The sequence below is a fragment of the Gammaproteobacteria bacterium genome (assembly GCA_014075255.1).
GTDB lineage: Bacteria > Pseudomonadota > Gammaproteobacteria > UBA4575 > UBA4575 > JABDMD01.
In genome coordinates this window covers 1492794-1517117 of record CP046178.1, presented here as the reverse complement: position 1 = coordinate 1517117, position 24324 = coordinate 1492794, and the positions used below count along the sequence as shown (strand labels likewise).

The following is a 24324-nucleotide window of genomic DNA, read 5'->3' as shown; positions in this document are numbered from 1 at the left end:
GTCTCATTACAGCTCAAATACCTGTGCTGCCTGTAAGCCTATTAAGGGCTGCAGATTAGTTTCAAAAAGATTTGTATAGGTAAAACCATGATTATCGATGCGAGTAATAATTTTTGCATGCATGACCGGTGCGTTGTCAGTCACTACAAACATGCGCCCATTTTCGGTCAAAAAGTCTTCAAACATATCGTTATAAATAGGCATTGAAGCGGTAATAGCGATGACATCATATTTTTTATTAATATGGCTGCTAAAAAAACTTTTATCCAAAATGTCACCCGTTTTAAAACAAATGTTTGTTATTTTTTGTTGGTGTAACGTTGTTTGGGCATGTGCGCTTAGATCTTCGTATAGTTCTATCGTGTCAACATGATTACTGAGCTTTGCTAGGCAAGCCGTAACAAATCCAGTTCCTGTACCGATCTCTAGAACATTGTTATCTGCTTGTAATTGCAATGCTTGTAGCATCCTTGCTTCTAATTTGGGCGACATCATGAATTGATCATGATTGAGAGGAATCTCAAGATCAGAAAAAGCTAGTTTTTGATGTTGAGTGGGCACATACAATTCTCGTGGTGTATCTTCGATAACCTTCAAAACATCAACATCTAATACATCCCAAGGACGTATTTGCTGTTCAATCATGTTGAATCTTGCTTGCTCTATATCCATATGTTTCTATACCCAGCTGATTTATCTGGTTTAGTGGTGTGTTTTATATTATATGCACGTCATAATATCAGAATACATCCGTGCATTATTATTTATAAATCTACTACGGTTATTCATCGCTTTTGAGTACAAATAAGATACTTGTAATTGGCCCCGCTTGGGTTGGTGATATGGTGATGGTTCAGAGTTTATTCATTGCTCTGAAACGCCAAAATCCAGGCAACATCATTGATGTGGTAGCGCCCGCATGGTCAGCACCCGTACTTGCGCGGATGCCAGAAGTGCGCCAGGTTATAAAAGTGAATCTCCAGCACGGTAAGCTACAAATTGCTGAGCGTTATCGAATAGGCAAAAGCTTGCGAGGTGAATATGATCGGGCGATTATTCTGCCGCGTACCTTTAAGTCTGCATTAATTCCATATTTTGCCAAAATCCCAAAACGCATCGCCTATCGAGGGGAAATGCGCTACGGGGTTGTAAATGAAATGCGAGAGCTTGATACAGAATTAACCTATAAAGCTGTGGAAAAATATCTGCATCTGGCAGCCGATCCAGAAAAAATAAAACAGGCTCCGCAAATCTACTATCCTCAACTTATGGTGGACGAGAAAAAACGTCACCAAACTGCAAAAAAAGTAGGAGTTGATGAGTTAACTCCTTCGATAGCATTCATGCCTGGTGCTGAATTTGGACCATCTAAACAATGGCCAGGAAAATATTTTGGTGAGCTTGCTATTCGATTTAAGCAACAAGGTTATAACGTGTATGTTTATGGTTCTCAAAAAGATAATCCAATTGGCGAAGAAATTGCTCAAGCTTCAAATGGCGATGCAGTTAATTTGTGCGGACAAACTAATCTAGAAGAAGCTATTGATTTACTTTCACTGGTAAAAGTGGCAGTTACAAATGATTCTGGCTTAATGCATATAGCAGCAGCAGTAGGCAGTCCAGTGGTCGCTATCTATGGCGCGATAACACCTAAGTACACACCGCCATTAACAGATAAGAAAGAAATTCAATACTTAGGTTTAGAGTGCAGTCCTTGCTGGAAGAAGCAATGCCCTTTCGGGCATTACAACTGTTTGAATAATATCGAAGTTGATAAAGTCTACGAAAGTGCGCAGAGATTATTAGAGAAAGAAGTCGCCACGATCAAAACTTGAATCTAATGAGTCTAGTTTTTCAGGATGATTGATTAAATCCTCAATAAACCAGTTTGCATGATTATATAAACAGGTCACATCTTTGCATTCTTCTGTAGCATCAAAAGCTTCAATAAGGCGCAATGTATTTTTTTGTGTTTCGATAACACCAGCTTGTGTATCGTAAGCATGTTTTTCACCTAATAAAGCTTGTGGTACATGGCGATATACTGGGCAATTGAATACACCAAGTGGGCTTAGTACTTGTCTGAAATACTGCATATGACAGTTATGTGGCTGTTCAGTGTAGTTCATGTAGGTGCCATTTTCTAACACACGTAAATTTGTGCTTTCAATCACGGCAAAGTTATCGTCTTCTAATTGCATAGATTCTGTAACTGAAGCACGAATTTTTTTCATGATTGATTCAACATGCTCTTGTTCTTTATCAATGCCGATAACTTCTGCGTTGTTTGCCTCTGCGCGCGTTAAGAAAGGCTTGAAAGAGATGTAATCGAATTGATGGTCTTTCGCCATTTTGGCGGCAGCAAGCATCTCATCAACGTTTTCGATGATTTTTGTATCGTTGGTTTCGCAGTCTTTCCATACAATAATGAAACTAAAACCAATTTTAAATTTTGGGTTAACCTTTTTGATATGAGGAATATGGCTACAAATCCATTCTAGAGTAACTTTCTTGCTGCCAGGCTTATGCATTGCGCGAAAGGTTTCATTGGTTCCAGAATCTAAAGATAGTCGCACCCAATCACGTTCATCTAGCACTTCGGCAACTGCTTCAACTTTCTTCATCAAGCTGCCATTGGTTACCACACCAATCTGAATGCCCATTGACTTTAAATGGCGAACAATATCTTCAAAGCCCTTGTAAGCCGTGGGTTCGCCGCCGCCAATAATGATTACAGAGCGTAGGCCTTTTTCTGCTAGATAAGTGAGTGAGTTTTTTAATTTCTCATGCTCGTAGTGAATATTTTTATTTAGAATATCCATGTCCACGCAGTGATCACATTTGTAATTGCATACGGTGGTAGCGTCTAAGTTAATAGAAATAGGTGCGCTGATAGGTGCCATTTCTAAGGCTTCATCAAGCGTCATAGAGTTATTAGCGTAACCTTCGCGCCATTGTACTTGCCATTCGACGTATTCTTTTAATTTACCAAGCACTTCCGGTTGGCGTAGCTTGCCCATGAAGTCATGAATGGGGGACAGCTCAGTCTGCTTAACGACTTCGTGTGAAACAGTCTTCACATGAAGTGGAGTAGAATCTTGTTTTTCCTCAAAGTTATGCTTAGTAAAATCAATGAGGGGTGAAAGAGTCATTAACACTTCGCCGCTTTCAGTATGTATTTTTTCCATTATTCCAATGTATTCTTTGGTTGGGTTGCCGCTTGATAAATTTGCGCTAGCTGCGTCATGCCGTCAATTAATGTGACTTCATCAGATGTGGCTTTAGAGTGAATAGTACTTATAAAGTTCTTGATAGAGCAAACCAGAGGGTCTTCTACAGGTAATTGATGTTCAACTGAGCGTAATGATATCAGGTAATGAGGGAGTTCAACATGTCTATCAGCCCGCAGATCGTTAATGGCATAGGCTGCTGGTTTGGGGGAGGTATTGCTAGAAGTTAGTGAGATCGAAACTCGCGTATCCCCGAATGCATGTAAGTAATCGAATTTAATCAGTAAGTCCTGATCAAGATTTGCTGCAATATAATTTGATTCGATATTATTGATTTTTCCATTGCCGACTATGGAAAACAGCATGCTTAATAAATGCGGGACAGCATCTACGATCATAGCGCTGCCTTGGCTTTGTGGCGATAGCCACATTGAAAATGACTCGATAGCCTGTGGGCTTTTTAGTTGTGGGTATAGCTCATAGTATGTGGGCAGTGTGTAAGGCCATTGAGTATTTAATTGCAGTAATACTTTGTTGGTACGGCATAAATTTACTACCTCTTTAGCTTCACTGGTGATTTTTCTTATATCACTTTCAGAAGTAAAATCTAAATTAGACCACCAAAGAGGTTTTTCGCAAAACACATGACATCCTGCCTGGACTGCTGTGATTAGGTGCTGAAGGTGGGTATTGGCTGGACTACTGATTACGACTATGTCAATTGAGTGAGTTTTTAATAACGCTTCAAGATTTTCATAAGCTGTGCAATTAATTGCATACTCATTTTTCAAAACATCGGCTGCCTGATGGCCAGAATCTAGCGAGCTGCTAACTATAGCTTGGACGTCGCATCCCAGCTGTTTAAAAGTTCGCGCAATGAATGGGCCTGTGCCTTGCTTGCTTCGGCCAGGTCCGACAATAGCCACGTTAAAAGTCATAAATAAGTTTAATAAATCAGAATATGTAAAAGGGTACGGTGTGTTCACTGTTTGAGCAACACATTCAAGTAATTCTTATACCAATAATGATCCCTTAACCATATCAATGCAGTCGTGATTCAATTAAAATTACAGATCCTGAAGCTGGGGGAGTCCATTGCACAAGGCTTAAATTAGTTATTGGTGTATTGGGCTGAGATTTACCCTTACAACCTGAACCAGATAATGCTGGCGGAGGGAAGCTACAGCTTAAAAGCCAATTAGCTGCGCGCCCGCCATACAAGAGGTCACTACCAATGAGCGCAAATGCTGAAAGCATTCAAAGTAAAACAGCCCAATTATCAGAAGAGCTTACACAAGCTTTTTCTGGCTCAAAAAAGATATTTGTACAAGGATCTCGCGACGATCTTAAGGTAGGTATGCGAGCAGTTTCATGTGCAAGCACCTCCGCAAGTTTTGGTGAAGAAGTAAATCCCCCGATAACGGTTTATGACACATCGGGTCCATATTCAGAAACAGATGTGAATATTGACTTGTTAAAAGGACTTCCGTCCTTAAGAAGCAAATGGGTTGAGGAGCGCAATGATACAGAACTCTTATTAGGTCCTTCTTCTGAATTTGGCCACGCTAGACAAGAAGACCCAAAAACTGCGCATTTACGTTTCGCTCATTATCATGCGCCACGTCGTGCAAAGGTGGGCAAAAATGTAACGCAAATGCATTATGCAAGGCAAGGTATTGTCACGCCTGAGATGGAATATATTGCAATTCGCGAAGACATGCGTTTGCAAGAACATCGAAAAGATCCACGTTATAAAAAAATATTAAAACAACACAAGGGGGTCAATTTCGGTGCAAACATTCCGGAACAAATTACACCTGAATTTGTGCGCGATGAGGTGGCAAGTGGTCGCGCTATCATTCCAAATAATATAAACCACCCTGAATCAGAACCGATGATTATCGGTAGAAATTTTCTAGTTAAAATTAATACTAATTTAGGAAATTCAGCGGTAACTTCTTCTATTGAAGAAGAAGTTGAGAAGATGGTTTGGGCAGTACGCTGGGGTGGCGACACCGTAATGGATTTGTCTACCGGCAAACATATTCATGAAACTCGAGAATGGATTATCCGTAATTCCCCTGTGCCGATTGGTACGGTACCCATTTATCAAGCTTTGGAAAAAGTAAATGGAAAAGCGGAAGACTTAACCTGGGAAATGTTTAGAGACACGTTAATTGAGCAAGCCGAGCAAGGTGTGGATTACTTTACGATCCATGCTGGTGTGCGTTTGGCGTATGTGCCGATGACGGCAGATCGCGTAACCGGTATTGTTTCGCGAGGTGGGTCCATAATGGCGAAGTGGTGTTTAGCACATCACCAAGAAAATTTTTTATACACGCACTTCAGTGAAATCTGTGAAATCATGCAAGCCTATGATGTGGCTTTTTCATTAGGAGATGGTTTGCGTCCAGGATCCATAGCCGATGCAAATGATGAAGCTCAATTTGCAGAATTAGAAACGTTGGGTGAGCTAACAAAAATAGCTTGGGAGCATGATGTTCAAGTCATGATTGAGGGGCCGGGGCATATTCCTTTGCAAATGATCAAAGAAAATGTAGAAAAAGAATTAGAAGATTGTTTTGAGGCGCCTTTCTATACGCTTGGACCACTGATAACCGATATTGCACCTGGGTATGATCATATAACCTCAGCCATTGGTGCTGCGAATATAGGGTGGTATGGCACGGCTATGCTTTGTTATGTAACACCTAAAGAGCACTTAGGGTTACCTAACAAACAAGATGTTCGAGATGGAGTTATTACCTACAAGATTGCCGCACATGCAGCAGATTTAGCCAAGGGTCATCCAGGTGCGCAAATTAGAGACAATGCGCTCTCAAAGGCGCGATTTGAATTTCGTTGGGATGATCAATTCAATTTAAGTTTAGATCCTGACCATGCGCGTGAACTACATGATGAAACATTGCCAAAAGATTCTGCCAAAGTGGCGCATTTTTGTTCAATGTGTGGGCCACATTTTTGTTCCATGAAGATTACTCAAGATGTGCGTGAATATGCGGCTAAGCAAGGCATTGAAGCGATTCCAGTTGCAATAGAGCAGGGTTTGAAAGAAAAATCGCAAGAATTTAAAAATGCTGGTGTTGAGATCTATCAAAAAGTATAAATTTAATTATATTTAACAAATCTACACATTTGCATTGTGTAAGTGATTCTATAATCTAACGACATGGCAGGTTCTTCTAAAAAGGTAATTTTTGCAGCGCTGATCGGTAATGCAATTATTTCAATAATGAAGTTTGCTGCAGCAGTATTTACAGGTAGCTCTGCTATGTTCTCTGAGGGTATTCACTCATTGGTGGATACTGGCAATCAAGTCTTACTTCTATTCGGCTTAAGGCAGGCAAAGAAACCTGCTGACAAACGATATCCATTCGGACATGGAAAAGAAGTGTATTTTTGGAGCTTTGTGGTTGCGATTCTAATTTTCGCGGTCGGTTCAGGCTTGTCTATTGTTAAAGGCCTGGAGCATATTAAGCATCCTCAAGTTATCACTGATCCAATTGTAAACTATGCCGTATTAACTTTTGCTTTAATTGTAGAGGGGTGGGTTTTTTACATAGCAATTAAAGAATTCAACAAAGTAAAAGGCTCCAAAGATTATTTGCAAGCCATTCAACAAGGAAAGGATCCTGGTTTATTTGTAGTTCTTCTTGAAGATGCTGCTGCAACTTTAGGTCTTATTGTAGCAATGATTGGTATCGCAATCAGTCAACTTACTGGCAACTATATTTATGACGGTGTTGCTTCGGTTGGTATAGGAATAATTTTAGCGTTTGTGGCGGCATTGTTAGCTTATGAAACTAAAGGTTTGCTTATCGGGGAGAGTGCAGATGATGAGGTCGTGGATGGAATACGAGAAATGGTTGACGGATTCACAGGTGTAGAGCGCGTTAACGAAGTGCTTACCATGCATATGGGGCCTGAATATATATTGGTTAATCTAAGCGTTGAGTTTAATGATGATATTCATACAGAACAAATGGAATCTGTTATTGCGCATATTGATAAAAATATTAAACAAAGCTTTGTAAATGTTAAGCGCGTGTTTATCGAAGCAGAGTCGTGGAAGTTTACGCATTAGAAAATGTCTTCAGGGGAGAATTTAACACAAGAGTCACTTAGTAAGACTATGCGAGTCTTTTTGTTGTTCGCAACAATTATAATCATAAGTATCACGGTTACATTGATGTTTAAAAAGCAGCCAGAAATCACGCAAGTTGCTCTGCAACAAGAGATTCAATCCTTACAACAACAGCTGCCGATAAAAATTGATGCGCATACTGAGCTTCAAAATGTTGAAGCAAGGAGAATGGAGATAGAATATTCATTTATGGTAACCGATGGCTCAACACAGCAAGCAGGTATCAGTGTTAAGGAGGATAATTTTGCTCAACAAATCGAAGCTGCTGTAAAAACCAGTGCTTGTCAAAATAAAAATACCAGACGTTATATAAATAGCGAAGTATCATTATCTTATCGTTACGTTAATGCAGATGATATTCCCATCGCAGACTTTGTCGTCCCTGCAGGTTTCTGCAAAAAATAAGCGAATAGAAATGCTATGAGCGCTTCAGGTCATTCATCTTCATTAAAAGCTATTTTCTTTGCGTTCGGTGCTAACTTAGCGATTGCATTAATGAAAACTGCGGCAGCGATTTATACTAACTCGGGTAGCATGTTGGCGGAGGCAATACATTCATATGCTGATACCGGCAATCAAGTTTTACTTTATTTGGGTTTAAAGCAATCTCAAAAGCAGCCAGATGAAAAACACCCGCTTGGTTATGGTAAAAATAGCTACTTCTGGAGTTTTGTTGTTGCCGTATTGTTGTTCAGTGTAGGTGGATTGTTTTCTATATACGAAGGATGGCATAAATTGCAACATCCTGAGGCGCTAAATCAAGCGTGGATCGGCTTGCTTGTTTTAGGTGTAGCTATAATTATAGAAATAATTAGTTTATTAGGTTGCTTGAGTGCAATTAACGATGTTCGTGGTGAAAAGTCATTAGCTAATTGGCTAAAGCATACGCGTAATGCTGAGTTAGTGGTTGTCCTTGGAGAAGATAGTGCTGCAATCTTAGGTTTAATTATTGCTTTTGTGTTTGTGGGCATTAGTGTACTCACGGATAACCCTATCTATGATGCAATAGGTTCTATCTGTATTGGCATTGTATTGATCATAGTTTCAATATTCGTAGCATGGCGCATTAAAGCATTAATTATAGGCGCGTCGGCCGAGCCTGAAGTCAGAGAAATAATTAATCAAATTATCCAACAAGATAAAAATGTCGAGCAGCTGTTTAATGTAATCACTATTCAGTTTGGTTCAAGGATTATGTTGGCAGCAAAAATTAAATTACCTGATGCCATGCCTACAAAAGAATCAGTTGAAAATATTAATGCGTTAGAGAAAAAAATTAAAGCACAGCTGCGTGATGTGGGTTGGTGTTTTATAGAGCTAGATAGCAAAGATTAAGCTGCAGAGTGATAAATTTTATTAATTAGCCCTTATAAATTATATAATGCGAACAGGTTCAAACTTTTAATTTTATTAGCTCTAAGGGTTAAATATTTCACACCGTTTAGCAGAAAGGCCGATACGCATGCATGAATTGCTCTTAAGAGTTGCCTATATAAGTAGATAAAATATAGGCAGACAATAATCACAAGCAATGCTTGCATCATTATAAGGAGCGTAAGATGAAGCACCTTACTATAATTGTTCTTTTATATTTATTTGCCACGGCAGGTTATGCTGCAGATCTCACTTGTCATTGGCCTACTAATCAAATTCTAAATTCTATTGTTCCTATCGAAAGCGGTGAGAACAGTCACGCTAGTGGCGTCGTTGTGTCAAGTAACTTAGTAATCACTGCAGCGCATGTTTTGGAAGATTACTATAATACCGCTGTAGAAATTAATAATGCGATGTATTTAGCATCAGTATTGTTGGTAGATAAAGAATCCGATATCGCATTACTATCCGTATCGACTGAAAATCTTTATCCAATTCCTTTAAGTAAGAATGACTTATATGAGAGCCAAGAAGTGTGGGCAGCTGGGTACCCACGTGCACAAAGTTTGCATACAAGTTCAGGCAACTTTGTTTCCAAAAAGGCTGAAGCGATTCATACCAGTGCAGGGATAGATTCGGGTGAATCAGGTGGTGGTTTGCTTAGTTGCGAGCAAGGTGAATTTGTCTTGGCAGGAATGTTGCGTGGGTATGGTGCATACCGTACCGATCAGGGTTTAGTAAGATTAGAAGATTATTCAATCTCTGTTGCAGCGAGTGATATTAGATTCACCTTAGATTTAAGTAAACTAAGTCATAACGAATTTTAAATTCTCTATAGTTTCAGGATTTATAAAACGTTAAACTGTTGGCTTCACAACCAACAAGTTAGCGATGCCATATTCTTATTACAAAAGATTGCCTGCCAAAGATAAAAAAATCTATCGCGCCAGCGATAAAATTTCTAATGTGAGCCTAAAAGATTCAGCTGAATTATTGCCATTGGTGCGCTCTGTGCAATCAGCGCTAAAATCAAAAGAGAAAAGAATTGTATTGCAGGCCAGCCAAGCATTAGTAAATCAGCTCACCCACCAACTTACAATTCCGCCAATTAAAGTAAAGGTACTTACCAGTCGGCCGCATAATAATTATGGTGAATTGCACGGTTTGTATGAACCTGTGTCGAAAAAAGTAAAAGTTGCCGAGATTTCTGTATGGATGCTAACTGCAAAACGTAAACAAGTAGTCGCTTTTAAAACCTACATGCGCACTTTGTTTCATGAGGTCTGCCACCATCTAGATTATGAGTTGTATAAATTAGAAGACTCTTACCACACGGAAGGTTTTTTTAAACGCGAATCTAGCTTGTATACACAATTAGTTTTGGAAGGTTTGGTGCAATAGAGTGATGTCTGATCTTGTAGTGAGTTGGGCAGCTATTAACGATTTTCTAGAAATAGCAGAGTTAGATAGAATCTCCTGGTTGCATAATAGAAATTCGGAATTTATTCCTGATGGCGAGCATGTGTGGAGGCATTGGGTGGAGCATGGTTATGTTTGTGTGGCAAAACAGAATCAAGAAATAGCAGGGGTTGCACTTTCATTTGCATCTACACGACCTAAATTTCATTTTTTACATAAAGTATTTTTGGCAAAAAGTTATACCGGCCAAGGTGTTGGTAGAAAACTGCTGAAAGTACTATGTGAAAAATATGATGAAAATAAAATTTCAGTTCAATTAACAACAGATACGAATAATATGGCCATGCAATGCTTAGCAGAAAGAATGGGATTTTCTGAGAAGGAATTAGTTAAAGGTTACTATCGAGAAAATGAAGATAGGTGGGTGTATACAAGGGTGCCTGGTTAAAAACTGTTTTCGATTCTGAACAGATATTATGAATATTAATTTGATAAGTGTGCCGCAGCAAGAATGTGAAGAAATCGCCGCATTCGTAACTAGTTTGAAATCAGAAATTGTTGAAGTTTAATCACTGCTAACGACCTAAGGCAGTTATGTAATGTTGTAATAGAATCCCAAAATTTATGAACTGCTATGAAATGGAATGAAGTAACTAGAATCGAAGTTAAAGGAAAAACACTTGCCATTAAAGATGCAATGGTGATGCTCAGCAATAATGAAATTACACCAGAAGGACCTTCGATTACCTGCGAGCCTGGTGAATACATATTAGAAATTTACGTTCCAGTTCCATTTCATGCGCATCGTGTAAGGATGAGGAAAGTTGATTCAGATCCAAAACTTGGTAATGAGATTGGCGCAGTTGAAATCGATCACGCTTTTGTGGGTTTCATTGACTACGAGTTGTTTTTAGCTAGTATCAAAGAGGACTTTGAGTCGTACGAGGAATGGACCATGATGGAGTTAGATGATGAGTTAACTCTTAATTTTTCAGGTGAAATTTTATTTAATAATGAAAAATTAGTATATGTAAAATCAGGTGATGGTGATGGAACTTATCCTGTTTATGAGCTGGTCGCTAATGACAAACAAGTTGGAATTGAATGTGTCTTTATTCCGTAAGTCTATTTCTTGAAAAGCTTAGAAACTGCTTTTAACGGGTTGTTGATTATCTTAGAGTTTGTAGTTCTTCGACTTGATTTCCTTCTTTCTTTCATAACAAGCTTGCTATCATCATCTACGAAAGGAAAACGAATTTCTTCATCAGATTTTCTGCGATCTGAATTTTTTCTTCGATTAATTTGAGTGCTCTCAGTCTTGGTGGTCTGAGAGTTTTTATCTGTATGTAACATATTCTAAACCCAACGATTAGATGTGCGTAAATATTAGGCTTTACCTCCATGAATAAAATGGAAGACGGAACAAGAGGTTTGACTTACACCCTGAGCGGCAAATAGGTTGTTATAAATGTGATCTTCCACACACCAGTTTAAATGGTTGCTCGTTTCTGGAATGGATGTACACAGCAAAATAGAGCGCACCTTCCTTGGTGCGACTCTTAAGCGTGCATCCATGTGCTCATTAGTTGCGTTTGTCATGATGCTTCTTATGACGCTTGGCGTGCTTGTATTCTCTTTTGCTTACTTTTCCATCATCGTTAACATCGATTCGATCATGCTTTTTCTTTGCGTGTTTATATTCTCTTGGTCCTATTTTGCCATCGTTATTTTTGTCGGCAGCATTATGAATCTTTCCGGCCCGTTTATATTCTTTTCGTGAGACTTTCCCATCGTCATTGTAATCTGCAGCTTCATGGAAGCGTTTTGCACGGTTTGCTTCACGTGGACCAATTTCACCATCGTTATTATAGTCAGCGGCATTATGCACTCTTCTAGCACGATGAAATTCAGCACGGTTAATGGCGCCGTCATCGTTATAATCGATAACATTATGTGCACGGCGTGCTAAGGCTTTCTCGCTCTCATTGAGCATGCCGTTACCGTCTTTGTCAAAATATTCAAATGCCTTTTCTGCGCGCGTACCAGCCACCTCGGTGTCATCAGCGTTAGAGGTAAAAGGCAATGTCATTAAGGTAGCCAATAGTGCCGCGCATAATTTATTGCTGGCCCTAAAAGCCAGCATGCTTTTTTTATTTAAATGAAACATAATAATTCTCCCTATATAACTCAATTTAAAAATGCTTTGTGTAGGTTCAGTAACGCGCAAGTTGTGAATTGGTTGACAGTTCGCGTTACACTAGATTTTGTAATAGAGATGGCTTGATTAACTCATTGAATTAAATATGTTGTTTGCAAATAAAAAGACCTTAATGCCTTCACCTCAAGATGCGTTGCCTGGCAGAGCAGAAGCAATACAAGTAAGTAAACTGCATTACGTAAATGAAAATACAATCGTGCCACCATTTCCAGATGAGTTGGATATGGCGATGTTTGGTTTGGGTTGTTTTTGGGGAGCCGAGCGTAAGTTCTGGCAGCTGGTTGGTGTGTATTCCACCGCGGTGGGTTATGCAGGTGGGTTTACTCCAAATGCTACGTACGAAGAGGTATGCACGGGTTTAACCGGCCATAATGAGATGGTGCGTGTGATGTTTAATCCAAAATTTATGAGTTATGAGAATCTACTCAAGGTATTTTGGGAGTCGCATAACCCGACTCAAGGAATGCAGCAGGGTAATGATGTCGGCACGCAGTATCGCTCTGGTATTTATACCTATAGCGAAGAGCAACAAGAGATAGCAGAACGAACCCAGCAGGCATATCAGCAAGCCTTGTCTAAGCAGGGGTATGGGGTGATTACAACAGAAATTATAGAGGCGCCTGAATTCTATTATGCTGAAGATTATCATCAACAGTACTTGGCAAAAAATCCTGGGGGCTATTGCGGATTAGGCGGTACTGGCGCTTTATTAAATCAAGATTAGTTTAGAAAAAAAGAAGTGAATAATATAAATGAGCAAGGAAATTCATCAGCTACGGAAGAATTATCAAACCATAATGTTAGAAAAAAAACACTCAAGTAAAAACCCATTTTCACAATTTAAAGTTTGGTTTGATGAAGCTCGTGATGCGGAATTTGTAGAACCAAATGCCATGAATCTGGCTACTGCTGATAAATATGGAACAATTTCGTCTCGTATGGTGTTGTTAAAGGCATTTGATGAAGTTGGGTTTGTGTTCTTTACTAATTATGCAAGTAATAAAGCGCAAGATTTGGATAGCATAAAGATGGCTGCGTTGAATTTTTGGTGGGATAAGATGTATCGCCAGGTGCGTATTCAAGGTCGGGTTGAAAAAATTTCAGCGAGTGAGTCTGAGGAATACTTTCATTCACGTCCCAAGGGTAGTCAGATTGGGGCGCTTGCTTCTAGGCAAAGTTCAGTGATTGAGAGTTACGGTGCTATCGAAAAAGAATATCAGCGTTTGGAGCAAGAATTTGGTGATCAAGAAGTGCCTTATCCAAGTTTTTGGGGCGGTTACAGGGTTGTGCCAGAGCTATTTGAATTTTGGCAGGGAAGGCCTAATCGCTTACACGATAGACTTCGTTATGCTAAGACGGATTCTGGTGAATGGAAAATAGATCGACTTTCACCTTAGTGGAATGATTCTGGCTTAACTGTAGAGTCTACTCATATAAAATATGCCATTCTGGGGCTGCTTTAACTTTTTCTGGCCAAAAAGTTTTTTCAGGATTTTTCTCATTTAACTCAGCGCACTTTTCTTTAGCTTCACCATAGGTCATGGTGTTGTCTTTCATTTTGCCTGTTTCAAAATCGTATTTAAGCTTCCAGGCAATAATGTAATCAGAATCGCTATCGCGGCGTATGAGATTTTCAGCAACCATTTTATATTCCATCTATGTAAATGCGTGCGGCAAATTTTTGTCTTACAACTACGTCATTCGTTTGGCGTAGTATCAAATTTGAATTGTAAAGATACTATAAAACCACTTAGCTTGCCATGCCGAAGACTTTAAGTAAGAAGGCGTACATTAATGCCACTTCTTTAAGATAGTCAAAACGTCCTGAAGCACCTGCATGTCCGGCACCCATATTCATTTTTAATACTAGTATATTATTATCTGTTTTCAGTGCGCGTAGTTTTGCCACCCATTTTGCCGGCTCCCAATAGGTTACACGTGGGTCGGTTAGTCCTGCAGTAACTAACATATGCGGGTAATTCTGCTTAGCAACGTTTTCGTAAGGGGAATATTGTGAAATATTTAAATAATCAGATTCATTATTTATTGGGTTTCCCCACTCGGGCCATTCTGGAGGGGTGAGAGGTAAATTCGCATCACTCATAGTATTGAGGACGTCAACGAAGGGAACATCAGCAATTGCGGCATGAAATAATTCAGGCTGCATATTAAGCGTAGCTCCAACCAGCATACCGCCTGCAGATCCACCATGAACGACTATTTTTCCTGTTTGAGTATAATTATTTTCAATAAGGTGGTTGGCGCATGTGATGTAGTCACTAAAAGTATTGGTTTTGTTTTCCAATTTTCCACCATCGTACCAGGCATATCCTTTTTCCATGCCGCCACGTACATGGGCGATCGCATATATAAACCCGCGATTTACCAAACTAAAGCGATTAGTTGAAAAACTAGCAGGCATTGTGCTGCCGTAGGAACCATATGCGTATAACAACATTGGTGCACTGCCATCTAAAGGTGTTGTGTTTTTGTAAAGTAAAGAGATGGGAACAGTTTCACCATCTGCGGTGGCGGCAAATAATCTACGAGTTGTATAGTCCGTGGCTTGATGTCCACTCGGCACCTCTTGCTGTTTAATGAGCTCGCGCTGACGTGTCGACATCTCATAGTCAAAAATTTGTGTAGGAGTTGTCATTGAAGTGTAAGAGAGTCGTAATATGTGAGTATCGAACTCAAAGCCACCCATAATATTTAGCTCATAAGCTTCTTCATTAAATTCAATACAATGTTCTTCTGAAAAATTATCATTTTGGAAACCAACCACTACAATGCGTGGTAGGCCATTTATCCGTTCTGATCGAATTAAAAACTCCTTAAATATATAAATGCCTCTTAATAGAGTGCCTTTAGGAGGTGTGTACGTATCTTGCCAATTAATTTGTTCAGAGTGCTGCAAGTCAGTTTGCATAATCTTATAGTCTGCAGCGCCATCTTTATTGGTAACAATATAAAAAATACCATTACGTTCTGAGATTTCATATTCAACACCGGTTTGTCTTTTGGAAAAACATAGCGCAGCTTGTGTGGGCTGGTGTGCATCGATGGTATATATTTCACTGGTTACATGGTCATGTGCTGAAATTAAAATAAAATTATTAGATTCAGTGATATCTAGTGAAACAAAAAAGCCAGGATCATCTTCTTGGTAAATAATTTCGTCATTTTCTGTATCTGTACCTAAGGTATGTCGAATAACTTTGTCAGGACGATGGCTGTCATCCAAAGTGGTGTAGAAAATAGTGCAGCTGTCCATGGCCCATACGAAAACACTTTGAATATTACTTATTTCATCATTAAGTAGCTTACCGGTTGCCAGCTCAAGGGTATAAAGCGTATAAAACTCAGACCCTTTGGTGTCGGCGCTGTAAGAGAAATATTTATGATCGGGGCTATGGCCCGCATCTCCTATATCAAAATACTTGTGGTCTTTTGCGGCTTCATTTGCATTTAACAAGATCTCTTCTTGCTCAGGAGAGTCTTTGTGATAACGGCAATAAATTGGGTACTGCTGATTTTCTTCGTAACGATCATAATAAAAGTAATCGCCATCTTTATCGGGCACGGTGCTGTCATCTTCTTTAATGCGTGCGCGTAATTCAGCGAATAACGTTTCCTGTAATGGCTTGGTGTCACCTAGGGATTCTTCTAAGTATGCATTTTCCGCTTCAAGGTAATCTCTAATTTCTTTTGCTAGCACGTCTGGTGTTTGGATCACCTGCTGCCAGTTTTCATCTTTTAGCCAGGCATAGTCATCTGTGCGAGAGTAGTCGTGCTGGATGATTTCAGTTTTTTTCTTATCCGCAATAGGAGGAAGAGCTTTAGCAGCCATCAAGTTAGAACCTTTTTAGTGGTGATTATTTATTTTTTAGAGGCTGGTAATGCTACTTGCCACTGCACACGGTACACGTTGCGATTGGGAATGGGCCCCTTGGGTCCGCTGTGACTGATCGTAGTGGATTGTGGCCCCATGACTTGTTGATAGTATTGTACAACCATTTTAGAAAAATCATCACAATCGAAGGGCAGTTCATAGCGTACTTCATAGATGGGTCTACCGTCTGCTTCCCATTCTTCTTCGTCAACAGGCCATAAGTCTGCTAACAAGTGAGAATGAAATTCACCTTCGAAGTCTACATCAAATAACACTTTGCAAACTTGCTTGCCGCTACCTTCATTGGCTTCGATGTGGTCTGGAAATAATCCATGAAAAAAAAAGTTTGCTGTAGACACAAAAAACCTAATAGAAATATTCTGAGTTATAATGAATGCATGAAGTATAAGTTAGAAACCGACGTATCAACATTTGAAATACAAATTGAACCGCTAGGATTGTGGGACTTGTGGGTGGACAATATGCCCACATTGACTTTCCATACCCCTGAAGAAGCGGCACTCGCAGTGTATGAGCAGCAATCGGGTTATACTACCTGGGATTTATTAGAAGAACATACTGCTCCTAAAGACTTAAGTGGCTGGCAAAAAGTTGAAGATTAGCGGTTTTATAAGCGATAACATGACAGAACTAAGACTTAGCGTTAGAGTCTTAATATTATGTATATAAGTAAGCGTAATTCCCCAATACTTATAACGTTATTGTTTTGTGTAGTAACGTTGCCGGTGTATGCAGGTGCTGTGCATAAATGGGTGGATGCGCAAGGGGTTACGCATTATTCAGATCAGTTGCCTGAAAATACCTTGAACACCGTCAAGCAAATAGATGTATCAAATGTGTACAGCAATTCTGCCAGTAGGGATTACCAGAGTACGGCTTACCAAGAGAATTATTATTCGGTCACCAATCAGTGGGCTAGAATGAAAGAGGAGCGTTTAGAGCGCAAGCAATTACAGCTAGAAAAAGCTAAACAGAAAGCAGCCCAACAACCGGTGGTGCCGCAAGTTGTATATCTTAATCAGGCTGAAGAATATCGGCCTGGAAATGCCTACTATCCAGCTTATTTTGGTCATCGTGGTAATGGGTATAAATACCATAATCAAAATAATCACTATGCTGGTAGAAAGCGCGGTGGTGCTTATTCAAGTAGATTTACGGATAGATATTCTCGATCAAATTGTAGATTGCCACGTAATGGTTATTCAAGACCAGCAAGGTCAGGTATTACTCTAACCATTCGTTAGGGCGAAATACCGCAATTTATTCGCATTCGCGAATTAAATATTTTATTAATTTACTGCATTGTCTTGCAACCCGGGCTCTGCTTGAGCAGAATTCATCCTCGATTTTATTCTATCCAACCAAATTTATAAGAATAACTAGCTATGGCGGATGCAGCATTTCATTTAACTGAAGAATTTATCACTGAAGATTTAGAGTATTACTTTTCAGGCGAGCGTGATAAGAATAACCAGATACGCCCTGACGATAATATTTACAGTATGACGCCAACTTCAACTCATTTAAGCGTGAGTTTAGAAGATGACAAAGTGGGCAATTTTTTTTACCCAACATTGCCTAATCTTTTTGACAGAGTGTATATCGGCATCAGTATTCCTTTGTTTGCAAGTAATTGGGGCGCGTCATTTTTGTTGGAGCTATTAAAAGTGGTTAAGCCAGGTGGGGTCATAATTTTACCTGTTTATCCTGAGGGGCAGGCTCAGGAAAAAGGCCATTGGTCGCGTAGTTTTTTAGAGAATATTTTCTTAAGTCGCGAGCGTTGGACAGGTTTCAGTAATGTGCGTGCAGAAAATGATGGCGTGATGTCTTTAAGTGTAGGTCGTAAATGGCCTGATCCGATTGCAAGTACCGCGCAGTGGTTTTATCAACAGCGTGCAAATCTTGCCCTAGGAAAACTATTAGAAGCGGGAAATCGTGATGGTTTGGCTGAGGCATTTGCTGAAATTGCCACAAGAGTATGGGCAAATTACACGCACAATTCAGTTATAGAGCGAATTATATTAGATACCTTTGGAGTAAAAGCACCTGTAAAGGTGAATTGTGTCAGCAACGATTATGGTTTGTTAGTTACCGATTTATTGTTAAGTAGCTATATTAATGTTGAGGGGGGCAGTACGGTACATATAACTCAAACTGAAGAAGCCGTTGCGAAAAGTTTTGCCAGTTATTTTGCTCCGCATACTGGAGATCAGCATGATGTGAAGATGGGAGATAGGGATAGTATCGAATTTAATAATAATTCTGATGTGATTTGTTTGATTCACGCACTATCGGGATTAAACCAATCACAACAGGAAGCATTGATCGATAAAGCTTGGGGAAATCTCAATACGAATGGATTGTTAATTGTGCATGATGTTATGCCCTCTGCTTGGCATAAGTCTAGTGAAGCTGGGCTGCATCAAAAACTAGAAAATTTAGGTGCTCTAAGTACGTATTCGTCCATTGTTGCATCAAAGATTGAGAACAACGTGGAAATTAGTCACTATTCTTCTATTCAAGAGGCAAAGTTAGTTGAAGAGCGCGAACAACAAGCTACTGTATTCAAAGTCATACAAAAGATGTAGTGTTTATATCCATGCATACAAGTAAAACGCGTACGCTAATATGCAAGTACAAATAATAAAAATGATTAGGTTTAATAACAAAGGTTTTGTTATTTGATTAAACTCACTTTTACCGCTTATATAATTAGATAGGTCTTGCTGTATAAGATTGCCGCTTACAATTGCTGGTAAAATCGCTAATGCAGCCAATACTAGCCACCCATATGAATAGTGAGGAGCGTTAAACAGCGCCTCAATAAAATTCTTAACTGTATCCATAGTTTGCGAATTTTAAGCAAATTGTCAGTTCATAGCATAATCTTACTCTTCAGTCGGGATGAAAGGCCTGCACAGTACATGCAGCCGTTAGCATGGGTATACTATATAAACACTTATATATGCGTGGAGGCACCATATGGGTATGCGAAAATTACGTGACAAGGTATCAACACCAGGCACAATAGTTGGTAAAGATTTCATTATAGAGGGTGATGTAAAAGGCACTGGTTCTATAATAATCAGCGGCACAGTTAAAGGTAATGGCGAAATTGATGGTTTAGTGGAGCTTGTTTCGACAGCTGTTTGGGAAGGCGATATTCATACCGACGATATTACTATTGGTGGCACGGTGAAAGGCGATGTATTCGCTCGCGGCAAGCTAGAAATCACAGGAAGTGCTAGAATCTTCGGCAATGTGAGTGGTACCAGTGTATCGGTTGCGCAAGGTGCGATGATCGACGGTACAATGAAGATACACGATGGAACTGGTCTGGTTGACCAATCAGATTCGAAAAGTGCTGAAATTGCCTCAAATAAATCTCAAGAAGAGCTCAATAAATCTTTCGAAGAAGCCACTTCGTTCTAAATACTATTCTAAAAATTCTGCACAGTGTTTATTCTCGCTGTGTAGATTTTTTCTTAAACCCAATCCATTTTCAAGCCACTTTTCGCTAACTTGTTTATCGGGCAGTGTCCTACTGTCGTGTTTGTTATTCGGTATAGCTCATGCAGATACTGAATGGTCTCATGAACGAGAATTATATAATAAAGCTCGTGCTGCACTAAACAAAAAACAAATCAATCAATACAATAAATATCTTACGCAACTAACAGAATATCCTCTCTATCAATATTTAGTTTATAACGAGTTGCGTACGCGACTTTCGAGGTCAAATGATGAGGAGATAGATGCGTACATAACGGCATATAGTGATGGACCTTTAGCTAGAAGATTACGATTGGCTTGGTTGTCACAGCTACAAAGAAAAGGTCGTTCAGAAAGTTTCCTTAAATATTACCAAGACGAACAATCTGCAAGTCTGCAATGCTATTATTTGAATACAAAAATTCGCAATCACCAGTTTGAAGAAAATAAACAACAATTTTTGAATCAAGTTCGTGATTTATGGCTGATTGGAAAATCGCAGCCAACACAATGTGATCCGTTATTTAAGTGGTATGAGGATCAAGGTTATTTAACTACCGAACAAGTTTGGGAACGATTCTATTTGGCTATGGATAAGAATCGGCCAGGTTTAGCAAAGTATGTGGCTAAAAAATTACCGACCAGTGAACAGTCTACCGCAAAGGTTTGGCTTGAGGTTCATAGCAGTCCCAAAAATAAAATTCGTAGTAAATCTTTACTAAAAGATAATCACCTTAATCGTCAAATAGTTCGCCATGGTCTTAAACGTTTAGCCAGGAAAGATTTAACGTCAGCGCATAATGTATGGTTGGATATTCAAGAAGACTATGCGTTTGGTTCAGATTTGCATGATGAGGTTGAACGAAATTTGGCATTGCGGGCAGCATATAGACACGATGAACGGGCGACTGCTTGGATGTATCAGCTGCCTAAAGATCTAGTTGATCCTTCCACAGGTATGTGGCGCGCGCGTTCTGCTTTGCGCAGTCTTGATTGGGATTTGGTGCTACGTGGTATCGCGATGTTAAATGAAGTAGAGAAGGCTGAGCCGCAATGGCAATATTGGAAAGCACGCGCATTTTCAGAAAAAGGTTTGCAGTTAGAGGCAAAATTAATATATGAAAAAATTGCTAATGAGCGAAGCTACTACGGTTTTTTAGCGGCAGATAAACTTTCGGTTCCATACAATATCGTGGATGAGCCGGTGCAGTACAATGTTCAGGAGCTAGAGAAAATAGAGCAAACGCCAAGCATCGTTCGCGCAAGAGAGTTGTTATTAGTGAATCAATTAACGGATGCGCGTAGAGAATGGAATCATGCAACGCAAAATTATTCTCCTCGGCAATATCAAATTTCTGCGTCTTTGGCACATCAATGGGGCTGGCATGATTATGCAATTCGCACCATTGCTAAGGGCGAATATTTTGATGACCTGGGTATTCGTTTTCCCACTCCATTTACGACTCAAGTAAATAAATACTCGACTAAAAGAAGTCTTGAGCCTGCTTTTATTTTCGGAATTATTCGCCGAGAAAGTGCATTTAATCCGCAAGCTAGGTCTCCAGTGGGTGCGCGTGGACTCATGCAACTTATGCCAGCCACTGCTAAACAGGTATCTAGACAATTAAAGATCAAGGCTCCAAGTCGCTATGATTTGAACACCCCTGGCTTGAATATCAATCTTGGAAGTAAATATATAAGAGATATGCTGAAAAAGTTTAATGGCCACCGAGCTTTAGCCTCTGCTGCTTATAATGCCGGCCCTCATCGCGTCAACGCTTGGTTGCCAGAGAAAAACGAATTACCTGCAGATGTTTGGGTAGACACGATTCCATTCACCGAGACACGTGAGTATGTGCGCGCAATATTAGCGTATACAGCGATGTTTGAATGGAAACTAGACCAAACACCCACGCGCTTAAGTGTGCATTTACAACCAATTCCGCCTTCACCCAAATCATAATTCACTGAATTTTCATAGTAAAATTCTAGTTCACATTTTTCTGAAGTTTTAATCATGACAAATGGGCAAAATTAACGGATCAGTGGTCTGTTATAAATTATTAAATATTCTTTGAGGCCACTATCATAGGCATTGCATATTAGATCATGAATGTTTGGTCTTATATTATTGATTTTATGTAAGAGAAAGCTTTGCGAAAGTAAAATTATTTCTAATTACATTAAGCACTTGCATTAAATGGAAAATAGGATTTTTCGGTTTAGCTGTAAGTAATAAATAAATTGATTTCAATTGGAGTTGGAACAATGAAAGGTATTATAAAAAGTATCGCTGTAATAGCGATCATATCGTTTGGTTTAAGCGCATGTGGCGGGTCGTCATCTGGCGAAAGCACAGGCACAATGTCGAATGGCCCTGTTGCAAATCTTTCACAATTATCAGCAGAAGCTGTGCGTGGTTATGCTCTTTATAATGGTGCTACACAAGCTTGTTCATCTTGTCACGGTGCACAAGGTCAAGGCACACCAAGCGCTTCAAACCCAATTAATAGTGCTGCATCATGTATGTTTGTGGATTGTAATGATGTTACGGCGCTGACAAATTACAATACTTTTGCAATGCCTAAAACGCCTTATAGTCCAGGTGCGTGTGTAGGTGCTTGTGCATCGGATGTATCAGCATTTATTCATGAAGGATTTATTCTAGGCTTACTTACTTATGATACGGGTGGCAACAATAATCCACCAACACCGAATTTGAATTTAACTGGTACTGCAAACTTTAGTACCACAGAAGGGGCCAACAGTAGTTTTACAATGTCGTTAACTACAGAGCCTGCCGACACAGTGACCATCGATTTCGCCATTAATCTAGCTGGTGAAGCGACCATGGTACAAACTAGCTATTCTATATTGCCTGCAGATTGGCAAACTCCTGTAACCGTGACGGTAATGGGTGTTGATGATAACGTGTTAGATCCACTAGCAGCTACGCCATATAGTATTGCCGTTACTACAATTAGTAATGATCCTGATTACAATGCGTTATCCATCCCAGCGATATCCGCAACCAATATGGATAATGAGCTGGTGGCTCAAGGTCAATTTGTATTCAATCAAACCATGGGATTAATGACCACAGAAGATGCTGGAACTGACAGTTTTACAATCGCGCTAAACACTTTACCTGCTCAAGATGTGGTGGTAAGTCTTAGCAGTAGTAATGCGCTGGAAGGCACAGTGAATCCTGCAACTCATACGTTTAATGCAGGTAACTATAATACTCCACAACTGTTTACCGTGACGGGTGTGAATGATACTCCTCCAGTTATAGATGGTGCGATTGCTTACAATATTGTAGTAGCGGCTACCAGCACAGATCGTGCATATATGGGAGTTGACCCCTCTGATGTAATGGTGACTAATCAAGATAATGATGTTCAAGTGAGCATCGCTAGTTTCACTTCCAATGCAGTAGGCAACTTACCTTATGGTAGTGATGTAGTTTTAACATGGGCTTCTGATGGTGATTCCTGCACTGCGGGTGGGGCAACTGCCAATGGTCAATGGGCAGGAGCGCTAAATGCTTCGGATAGTGCAACCTTAACGAACCTCACGACTGCGGGTGTAAACACCTTTAGCATTACCTGTACGAATGCTGCAAATGCTGTACCGGCTACTGCAAATACAAACGTCACAGTGGATGCACAAATTGGTGCACCCGTTATAAATACCTTTACTGCTAACCCCACTACGGTTAACTATAATGGTACAAGTACGATTAGTTGGACCACCACAGATGCGGCTTCGTGTAGCGCAACCTCGGTGCCAGCAAATGCGGCGTGGGACAACGCGAACAAAGCGGTAAATAATGCTGCAGGTGAAGCAATAGGGCCACTTACAGCGACTACCACATTTACACTTTCATGCACTAACGCGAGCATGTTAGTAACGAATGGACAGGTAATAGTTACCGTAAATCCTGCTCTACCAAGTCTTACTTTTAGTGCAAATAACGCAATGGTTAATAGTGGCGACCCGGTTACGTTGAACTGGAATGCTACGGACTTAGCCACTTGTACTGCGAGTGCGACACCTGCTAATGCTGAGTGGGTAGGTGCTAGAGGCGTGATGCCAACAAACAGCCAAGTCGTTAATAACTTGACGGCTGATACTACCTTTACCTTGGCCTGTACGGGCATAAATAATGTTGCCCTTGCACCTCAGAATGCACTGGTAACGGTTAATGCTGGTGATCCGGAATTATTACTCGGCAAGTTTGAATACGAAAAAATTGTCAACAGCCAAAGCTGTGCAACCTGCCATGGTGTTACAGGAGAAGGTGGATTGGATGATTCTGTTACTCCTTATTTGGACGTAAATGATTTGACACTCACAACTGGTTACGTCAATTTCGTTATGCCGAAGTTCGTTGATTACGGTGGTGGTGTAATGGGTGGCGGTACCCCAGTTGATTGCATGGGTGCCTGTGCCACTGCTGTTGCTAAATACATGAAAAATGGCTTTAGCGTATTCCCAGCGGCTCCTTAAA

25 protein-coding genes and 1 riboswitch are annotated in these 24324 nt (G+C 40.0%); of the genes, 17 read left to right on the top strand and 8 right to left on the bottom strand.

The genetic code is table 11. From position 1 onward, the window contains the following. Positions 1-6: 6 nt before the first annotated feature. Positions 7-672: a methyltransferase domain-containing protein gene (locus GKR92_07675; GenBank protein ID QMU61581.1), complete on the bottom strand. Its 666-nt coding sequence runs from the start codon at positions 670-672 to the stop codon at positions 7-9. Positions 673-842: 170 nt separating this feature from the next. Between GKR92_07675 and waaF the strand changes: the two genes are divergently transcribed. Next, positions 843-1835: a lipopolysaccharide heptosyltransferase II gene (waaF, locus tag GKR92_07670; GenBank protein ID QMU62742.1), complete on the top strand. Its 993-nt coding sequence runs from the start codon at positions 843-845 to the stop codon at positions 1833-1835. Here the strand turns inward: waaF and GKR92_07665 are convergent. Continuing rightward, complete coding sequence (locus GKR92_07665; protein QMU61580.1) at positions 1803-3188, bottom strand: radical SAM protein; 1386 nt, start codon at positions 3186-3188, stop codon at positions 1803-1805. The two genes, waaF and GKR92_07665, sit on opposite strands and share 33 nt — an antisense overlap. Then, positions 3188-4168: a hypothetical protein gene (locus GKR92_07660; GenBank protein ID QMU61579.1), complete on the bottom strand. Its 981-nt coding sequence runs from the start codon at positions 4166-4168 to the stop codon at positions 3188-3190. Before GKR92_07660 ends, GKR92_07665 begins: the two co-directional genes overlap by 1 nt. 136 nt (positions 4169-4304) lie before the next feature. Then, positions 4305-4425: riboswitch (TPP riboswitch) on the top strand. Between the two features lie 39 nt (positions 4426-4464). On the opposite strand from GKR92_07660, the gene thiC reads away from it, so the two are divergent. From thiC to GKR92_07620, 8 genes are all read left to right on the top strand, one after another. Next, positions 4465-6357 carry a phosphomethylpyrimidine synthase ThiC gene (thiC, locus tag GKR92_07655; protein ID QMU61578.1) on the top strand — a complete coding sequence of 631 codons (1893 nt, stop codon included), beginning with the start codon at positions 4465-4467 and terminating at the stop codon, positions 6355-6357. Between the two features lie 63 nt (positions 6358-6420). After that, complete coding sequence (locus GKR92_07650) at positions 6421-7335, top strand: cation diffusion facilitator family transporter (GenBank protein ID QMU61577.1); 915 nt, start codon at positions 6421-6423, stop codon at positions 7333-7335. Between the two features lie 105 nt (positions 7336-7440). Continuing rightward, positions 7441-7800, top strand: a complete 360-nt coding sequence (locus tag GKR92_07645; protein QMU61576.1) for a hypothetical protein — start codon at positions 7441-7443, stop codon at positions 7798-7800. A gap of 15 nt (positions 7801-7815) precedes the next feature. Continuing rightward, positions 7816-8730 carry a cation diffusion facilitator family transporter gene (locus GKR92_07640; protein QMU61575.1) on the top strand — a complete coding sequence of 305 codons (915 nt, stop codon included), beginning with the start codon at positions 7816-7818 and terminating at the stop codon, positions 8728-8730. Positions 8731-8954: 224 nt separating this feature from the next. Then, the gene (locus GKR92_07635; protein ID QMU61574.1) at positions 8955-9596 is read left to right on the top strand and encodes a trypsin-like serine protease; all 642 of its coding nucleotides are present in this window, start codon (positions 8955-8957) and stop codon (positions 9594-9596) included. Between the two features lie 64 nt (positions 9597-9660). Then, entirely contained in the window at positions 9661-10170 is a 510-nt protein-coding gene (locus GKR92_07630; GenBank protein ID QMU61573.1) for a hypothetical protein, read from the top strand. A gap of 4 nt (positions 10171-10174) precedes the next feature. After that, positions 10175-10636, top strand: a complete 462-nt coding sequence (locus GKR92_07625) for a GNAT family N-acetyltransferase (protein QMU61572.1) — start codon at positions 10175-10177, stop codon at positions 10634-10636. Between the two features lie 186 nt (positions 10637-10822). Next, the gene (locus tag GKR92_07620; GenBank protein ID QMU61571.1) at positions 10823-11311 is read left to right on the top strand and encodes a hypothetical protein; all 489 of its coding nucleotides are present in this window, start codon (positions 10823-10825) and stop codon (positions 11309-11311) included. 263 nt (positions 11312-11574) lie between these two features. On the opposite strand, the gene GKR92_07615 is transcribed toward GKR92_07620, so the two are convergent. Together GKR92_07615 and GKR92_07610 are read right to left on the bottom strand one after the other, a co-directional pair. Further along, positions 11575-11787 carry a hypothetical protein gene (locus GKR92_07615; protein ID QMU61570.1) on the bottom strand — a complete coding sequence of 71 codons (213 nt, stop codon included), beginning with the start codon at positions 11785-11787 and terminating at the stop codon, positions 11575-11577. Next, positions 11771-12355, bottom strand: a complete 585-nt coding sequence (locus tag GKR92_07610) for a hypothetical protein (GenBank protein ID QMU61569.1) — start codon at positions 12353-12355, stop codon at positions 11771-11773. Before GKR92_07610 ends, GKR92_07615 begins: the two co-directional genes overlap by 17 nt. 136 nt (positions 12356-12491) lie before the next feature. On the opposite strand from GKR92_07610, the gene msrA reads away from it, so the two are divergent. Then, positions 12492-13130, top strand: a complete 639-nt coding sequence (gene msrA / locus GKR92_07605; protein QMU61568.1) for a peptide-methionine (S)-S-oxide reductase MsrA — start codon at positions 12492-12494, stop codon at positions 13128-13130. 28 nt (positions 13131-13158) lie between these two features. Then, positions 13159-13803: a pyridoxamine 5'-phosphate oxidase gene (gene pdxH / locus GKR92_07600; protein QMU61567.1), complete on the top strand. Its 645-nt coding sequence runs from the start codon at positions 13159-13161 to the stop codon at positions 13801-13803. Positions 13804-13831: 28 nt separating this feature from the next. Here pdxH and GKR92_07595 read toward each other — a convergent pair whose 3' ends face one another. The 3 genes from GKR92_07595 to GKR92_07585 all read right to left on the bottom strand — a co-directional run bounded on the left by GKR92_07595 (position 13832) and on the right by GKR92_07585 (position 16657). Then, positions 13832-14050, bottom strand: coding sequence for a hypothetical protein (locus GKR92_07595; GenBank protein ID QMU61566.1), 219 nt, complete (start codon positions 14048-14050; stop codon positions 13832-13834). Between the two features lie 106 nt (positions 14051-14156). Then, positions 14157-16256 carry a prolyl oligopeptidase family serine peptidase gene (locus GKR92_07590; protein ID QMU61565.1) on the bottom strand — a complete coding sequence of 700 codons (2100 nt, stop codon included), beginning with the start codon at positions 16254-16256 and terminating at the stop codon, positions 14157-14159. A gap of 29 nt (positions 16257-16285) precedes the next feature. Beyond that, positions 16286-16657: a hypothetical protein gene (locus GKR92_07585; protein ID QMU61564.1), complete on the bottom strand. Its 372-nt coding sequence runs from the start codon at positions 16655-16657 to the stop codon at positions 16286-16288. A 39-nt stretch (positions 16658-16696) separates the two neighbouring features. Here GKR92_07585 and GKR92_07580 point away from each other — a divergent pair, with 39 nt between their 5' ends. The 6 genes from GKR92_07580 (at position 16697) to GKR92_07555 (ending at position 24323) form a co-directional block, all read left to right on the top strand. Then, positions 16697-16921, top strand: coding sequence for a hypothetical protein (locus tag GKR92_07580; protein QMU61563.1), 225 nt, complete (start codon positions 16697-16699; stop codon positions 16919-16921). 57 nt (positions 16922-16978) lie between these two features. Continuing rightward, complete coding sequence (locus tag GKR92_07575; protein QMU61562.1) at positions 16979-17563, top strand: DUF4124 domain-containing protein; 585 nt, start codon at positions 16979-16981, stop codon at positions 17561-17563. 141 nt (positions 17564-17704) lie between these two features. Beyond that, positions 17705-18907: a hypothetical protein gene (locus GKR92_07570; protein QMU61561.1), complete on the top strand. Its 1203-nt coding sequence runs from the start codon at positions 17705-17707 to the stop codon at positions 18905-18907. A 394-nt stretch (positions 18908-19301) separates the two neighbouring features. Beyond that, on the top strand, positions 19302-19751 hold the full coding sequence (locus tag GKR92_07565; GenBank protein ID QMU61560.1) for a hypothetical protein: 450 nt from the start codon (positions 19302-19304) through the stop codon (positions 19749-19751). Continuing rightward, entirely contained in the window at positions 19645-21774 is a 2130-nt protein-coding gene (locus tag GKR92_07560) for a transglycosylase SLT domain-containing protein (protein QMU61559.1), read from the top strand. The genes GKR92_07565 and GKR92_07560 overlap by 107 nt, the downstream gene beginning before the upstream one ends. Before the next feature lie 305 nt (positions 21775-22079). Beyond that, positions 22080-24323, top strand: coding sequence for a hypothetical protein (locus GKR92_07555; protein ID QMU61558.1), 2244 nt, complete (start codon positions 22080-22082; stop codon positions 24321-24323). Position 24324: the final 1 nt, after the last annotated feature.

What these genes read in the sequence shown, in the direction of transcription:
- GKR92_07675 (QMU61581.1), bottom strand. Translation starts at nt 672, where the DNA reads ATGGATATAGAGCAAGCAAGATTCAACATGATTGAACAGCAAATACGT.
- waaF (QMU62742.1), top strand. Translation starts at nt 843, where the DNA reads ATGGTGATGGTTCAGAGTTTATTCATTGCTCTGAAACGCCAAAATCCA.
- GKR92_07665 (QMU61580.1), bottom strand. Translation starts at nt 3,188, where the DNA reads ATGGAAAAAATACATACTGAAAGCGGCGAAGTGTTAATGACTCTTTCA.
- GKR92_07660 (QMU61579.1), bottom strand. Translation starts at nt 4,168, where the DNA reads ATGACTTTTAACGTGGCTATTGTCGGACCTGGCCGAAGCAAGCAAGGC.
- thiC (QMU61578.1), top strand. Translation starts at nt 4,465, where the DNA reads ATGAGCGCAAATGCTGAAAGCATTCAAAGTAAAACAGCCCAATTATCA.
- GKR92_07650 (QMU61577.1), top strand. Translation starts at nt 6,421, where the DNA reads ATGGCAGGTTCTTCTAAAAAGGTAATTTTTGCAGCGCTGATCGGTAAT.
- GKR92_07645 (QMU61576.1), top strand. Translation starts at nt 7,441, where the DNA reads ATGTTTAAAAAGCAGCCAGAAATCACGCAAGTTGCTCTGCAACAAGAG.
- GKR92_07640 (QMU61575.1), top strand. Translation starts at nt 7,816, where the DNA reads ATGAGCGCTTCAGGTCATTCATCTTCATTAAAAGCTATTTTCTTTGCG.
- GKR92_07635 (QMU61574.1), top strand. Translation starts at nt 8,955, where the DNA reads ATGAAGCACCTTACTATAATTGTTCTTTTATATTTATTTGCCACGGCA.
- GKR92_07630 (QMU61573.1), top strand. Translation starts at nt 9,661, where the DNA reads ATGCCATATTCTTATTACAAAAGATTGCCTGCCAAAGATAAAAAAATC.
- GKR92_07625 (QMU61572.1), top strand. Translation starts at nt 10,175, where the DNA reads ATGTCTGATCTTGTAGTGAGTTGGGCAGCTATTAACGATTTTCTAGAA.
- GKR92_07620 (QMU61571.1), top strand. Translation starts at nt 10,823, where the DNA reads ATGAAATGGAATGAAGTAACTAGAATCGAAGTTAAAGGAAAAACACTT.
- GKR92_07615 (QMU61570.1), bottom strand. Translation starts at nt 11,787, where the DNA reads ATGACAAACGCAACTAATGAGCACATGGATGCACGCTTAAGAGTCGCA.
- GKR92_07610 (QMU61569.1), bottom strand. Translation starts at nt 12,355, where the DNA reads ATGTTTCATTTAAATAAAAAAAGCATGCTGGCTTTTAGGGCCAGCAAT.
- msrA (QMU61568.1), top strand. Translation starts at nt 12,492, where the DNA reads ATGTTGTTTGCAAATAAAAAGACCTTAATGCCTTCACCTCAAGATGCG.
- pdxH (QMU61567.1), top strand. Translation starts at nt 13,159, where the DNA reads ATGAGCAAGGAAATTCATCAGCTACGGAAGAATTATCAAACCATAATG.
- GKR92_07595 (QMU61566.1), bottom strand. Translation starts at nt 14,050, where the DNA reads ATGGTTGCTGAAAATCTCATACGCCGCGATAGCGATTCTGATTACATT.
- GKR92_07590 (QMU61565.1), bottom strand. Translation starts at nt 16,256, where the DNA reads ATGGCTGCTAAAGCTCTTCCTCCTATTGCGGATAAGAAAAAAACTGAA.
- GKR92_07580 (QMU61563.1), top strand. Translation starts at nt 16,697, where the DNA reads ATGAAGTATAAGTTAGAAACCGACGTATCAACATTTGAAATACAAATT.
- GKR92_07575 (QMU61562.1), top strand. Translation starts at nt 16,979, where the DNA reads ATGTATATAAGTAAGCGTAATTCCCCAATACTTATAACGTTATTGTTT.
- GKR92_07570 (QMU61561.1), top strand. Translation starts at nt 17,705, where the DNA reads ATGGCGGATGCAGCATTTCATTTAACTGAAGAATTTATCACTGAAGAT.
- GKR92_07565 (QMU61560.1), top strand. Translation starts at nt 19,302, where the DNA reads ATGGGTATGCGAAAATTACGTGACAAGGTATCAACACCAGGCACAATA.
- GKR92_07560 (QMU61559.1), top strand. Translation starts at nt 19,645, where the DNA reads ATGGAACTGGTCTGGTTGACCAATCAGATTCGAAAAGTGCTGAAATTG.
- GKR92_07555 (QMU61558.1), top strand. Translation starts at nt 22,080, where the DNA reads ATGAAAGGTATTATAAAAAGTATCGCTGTAATAGCGATCATATCGTTT.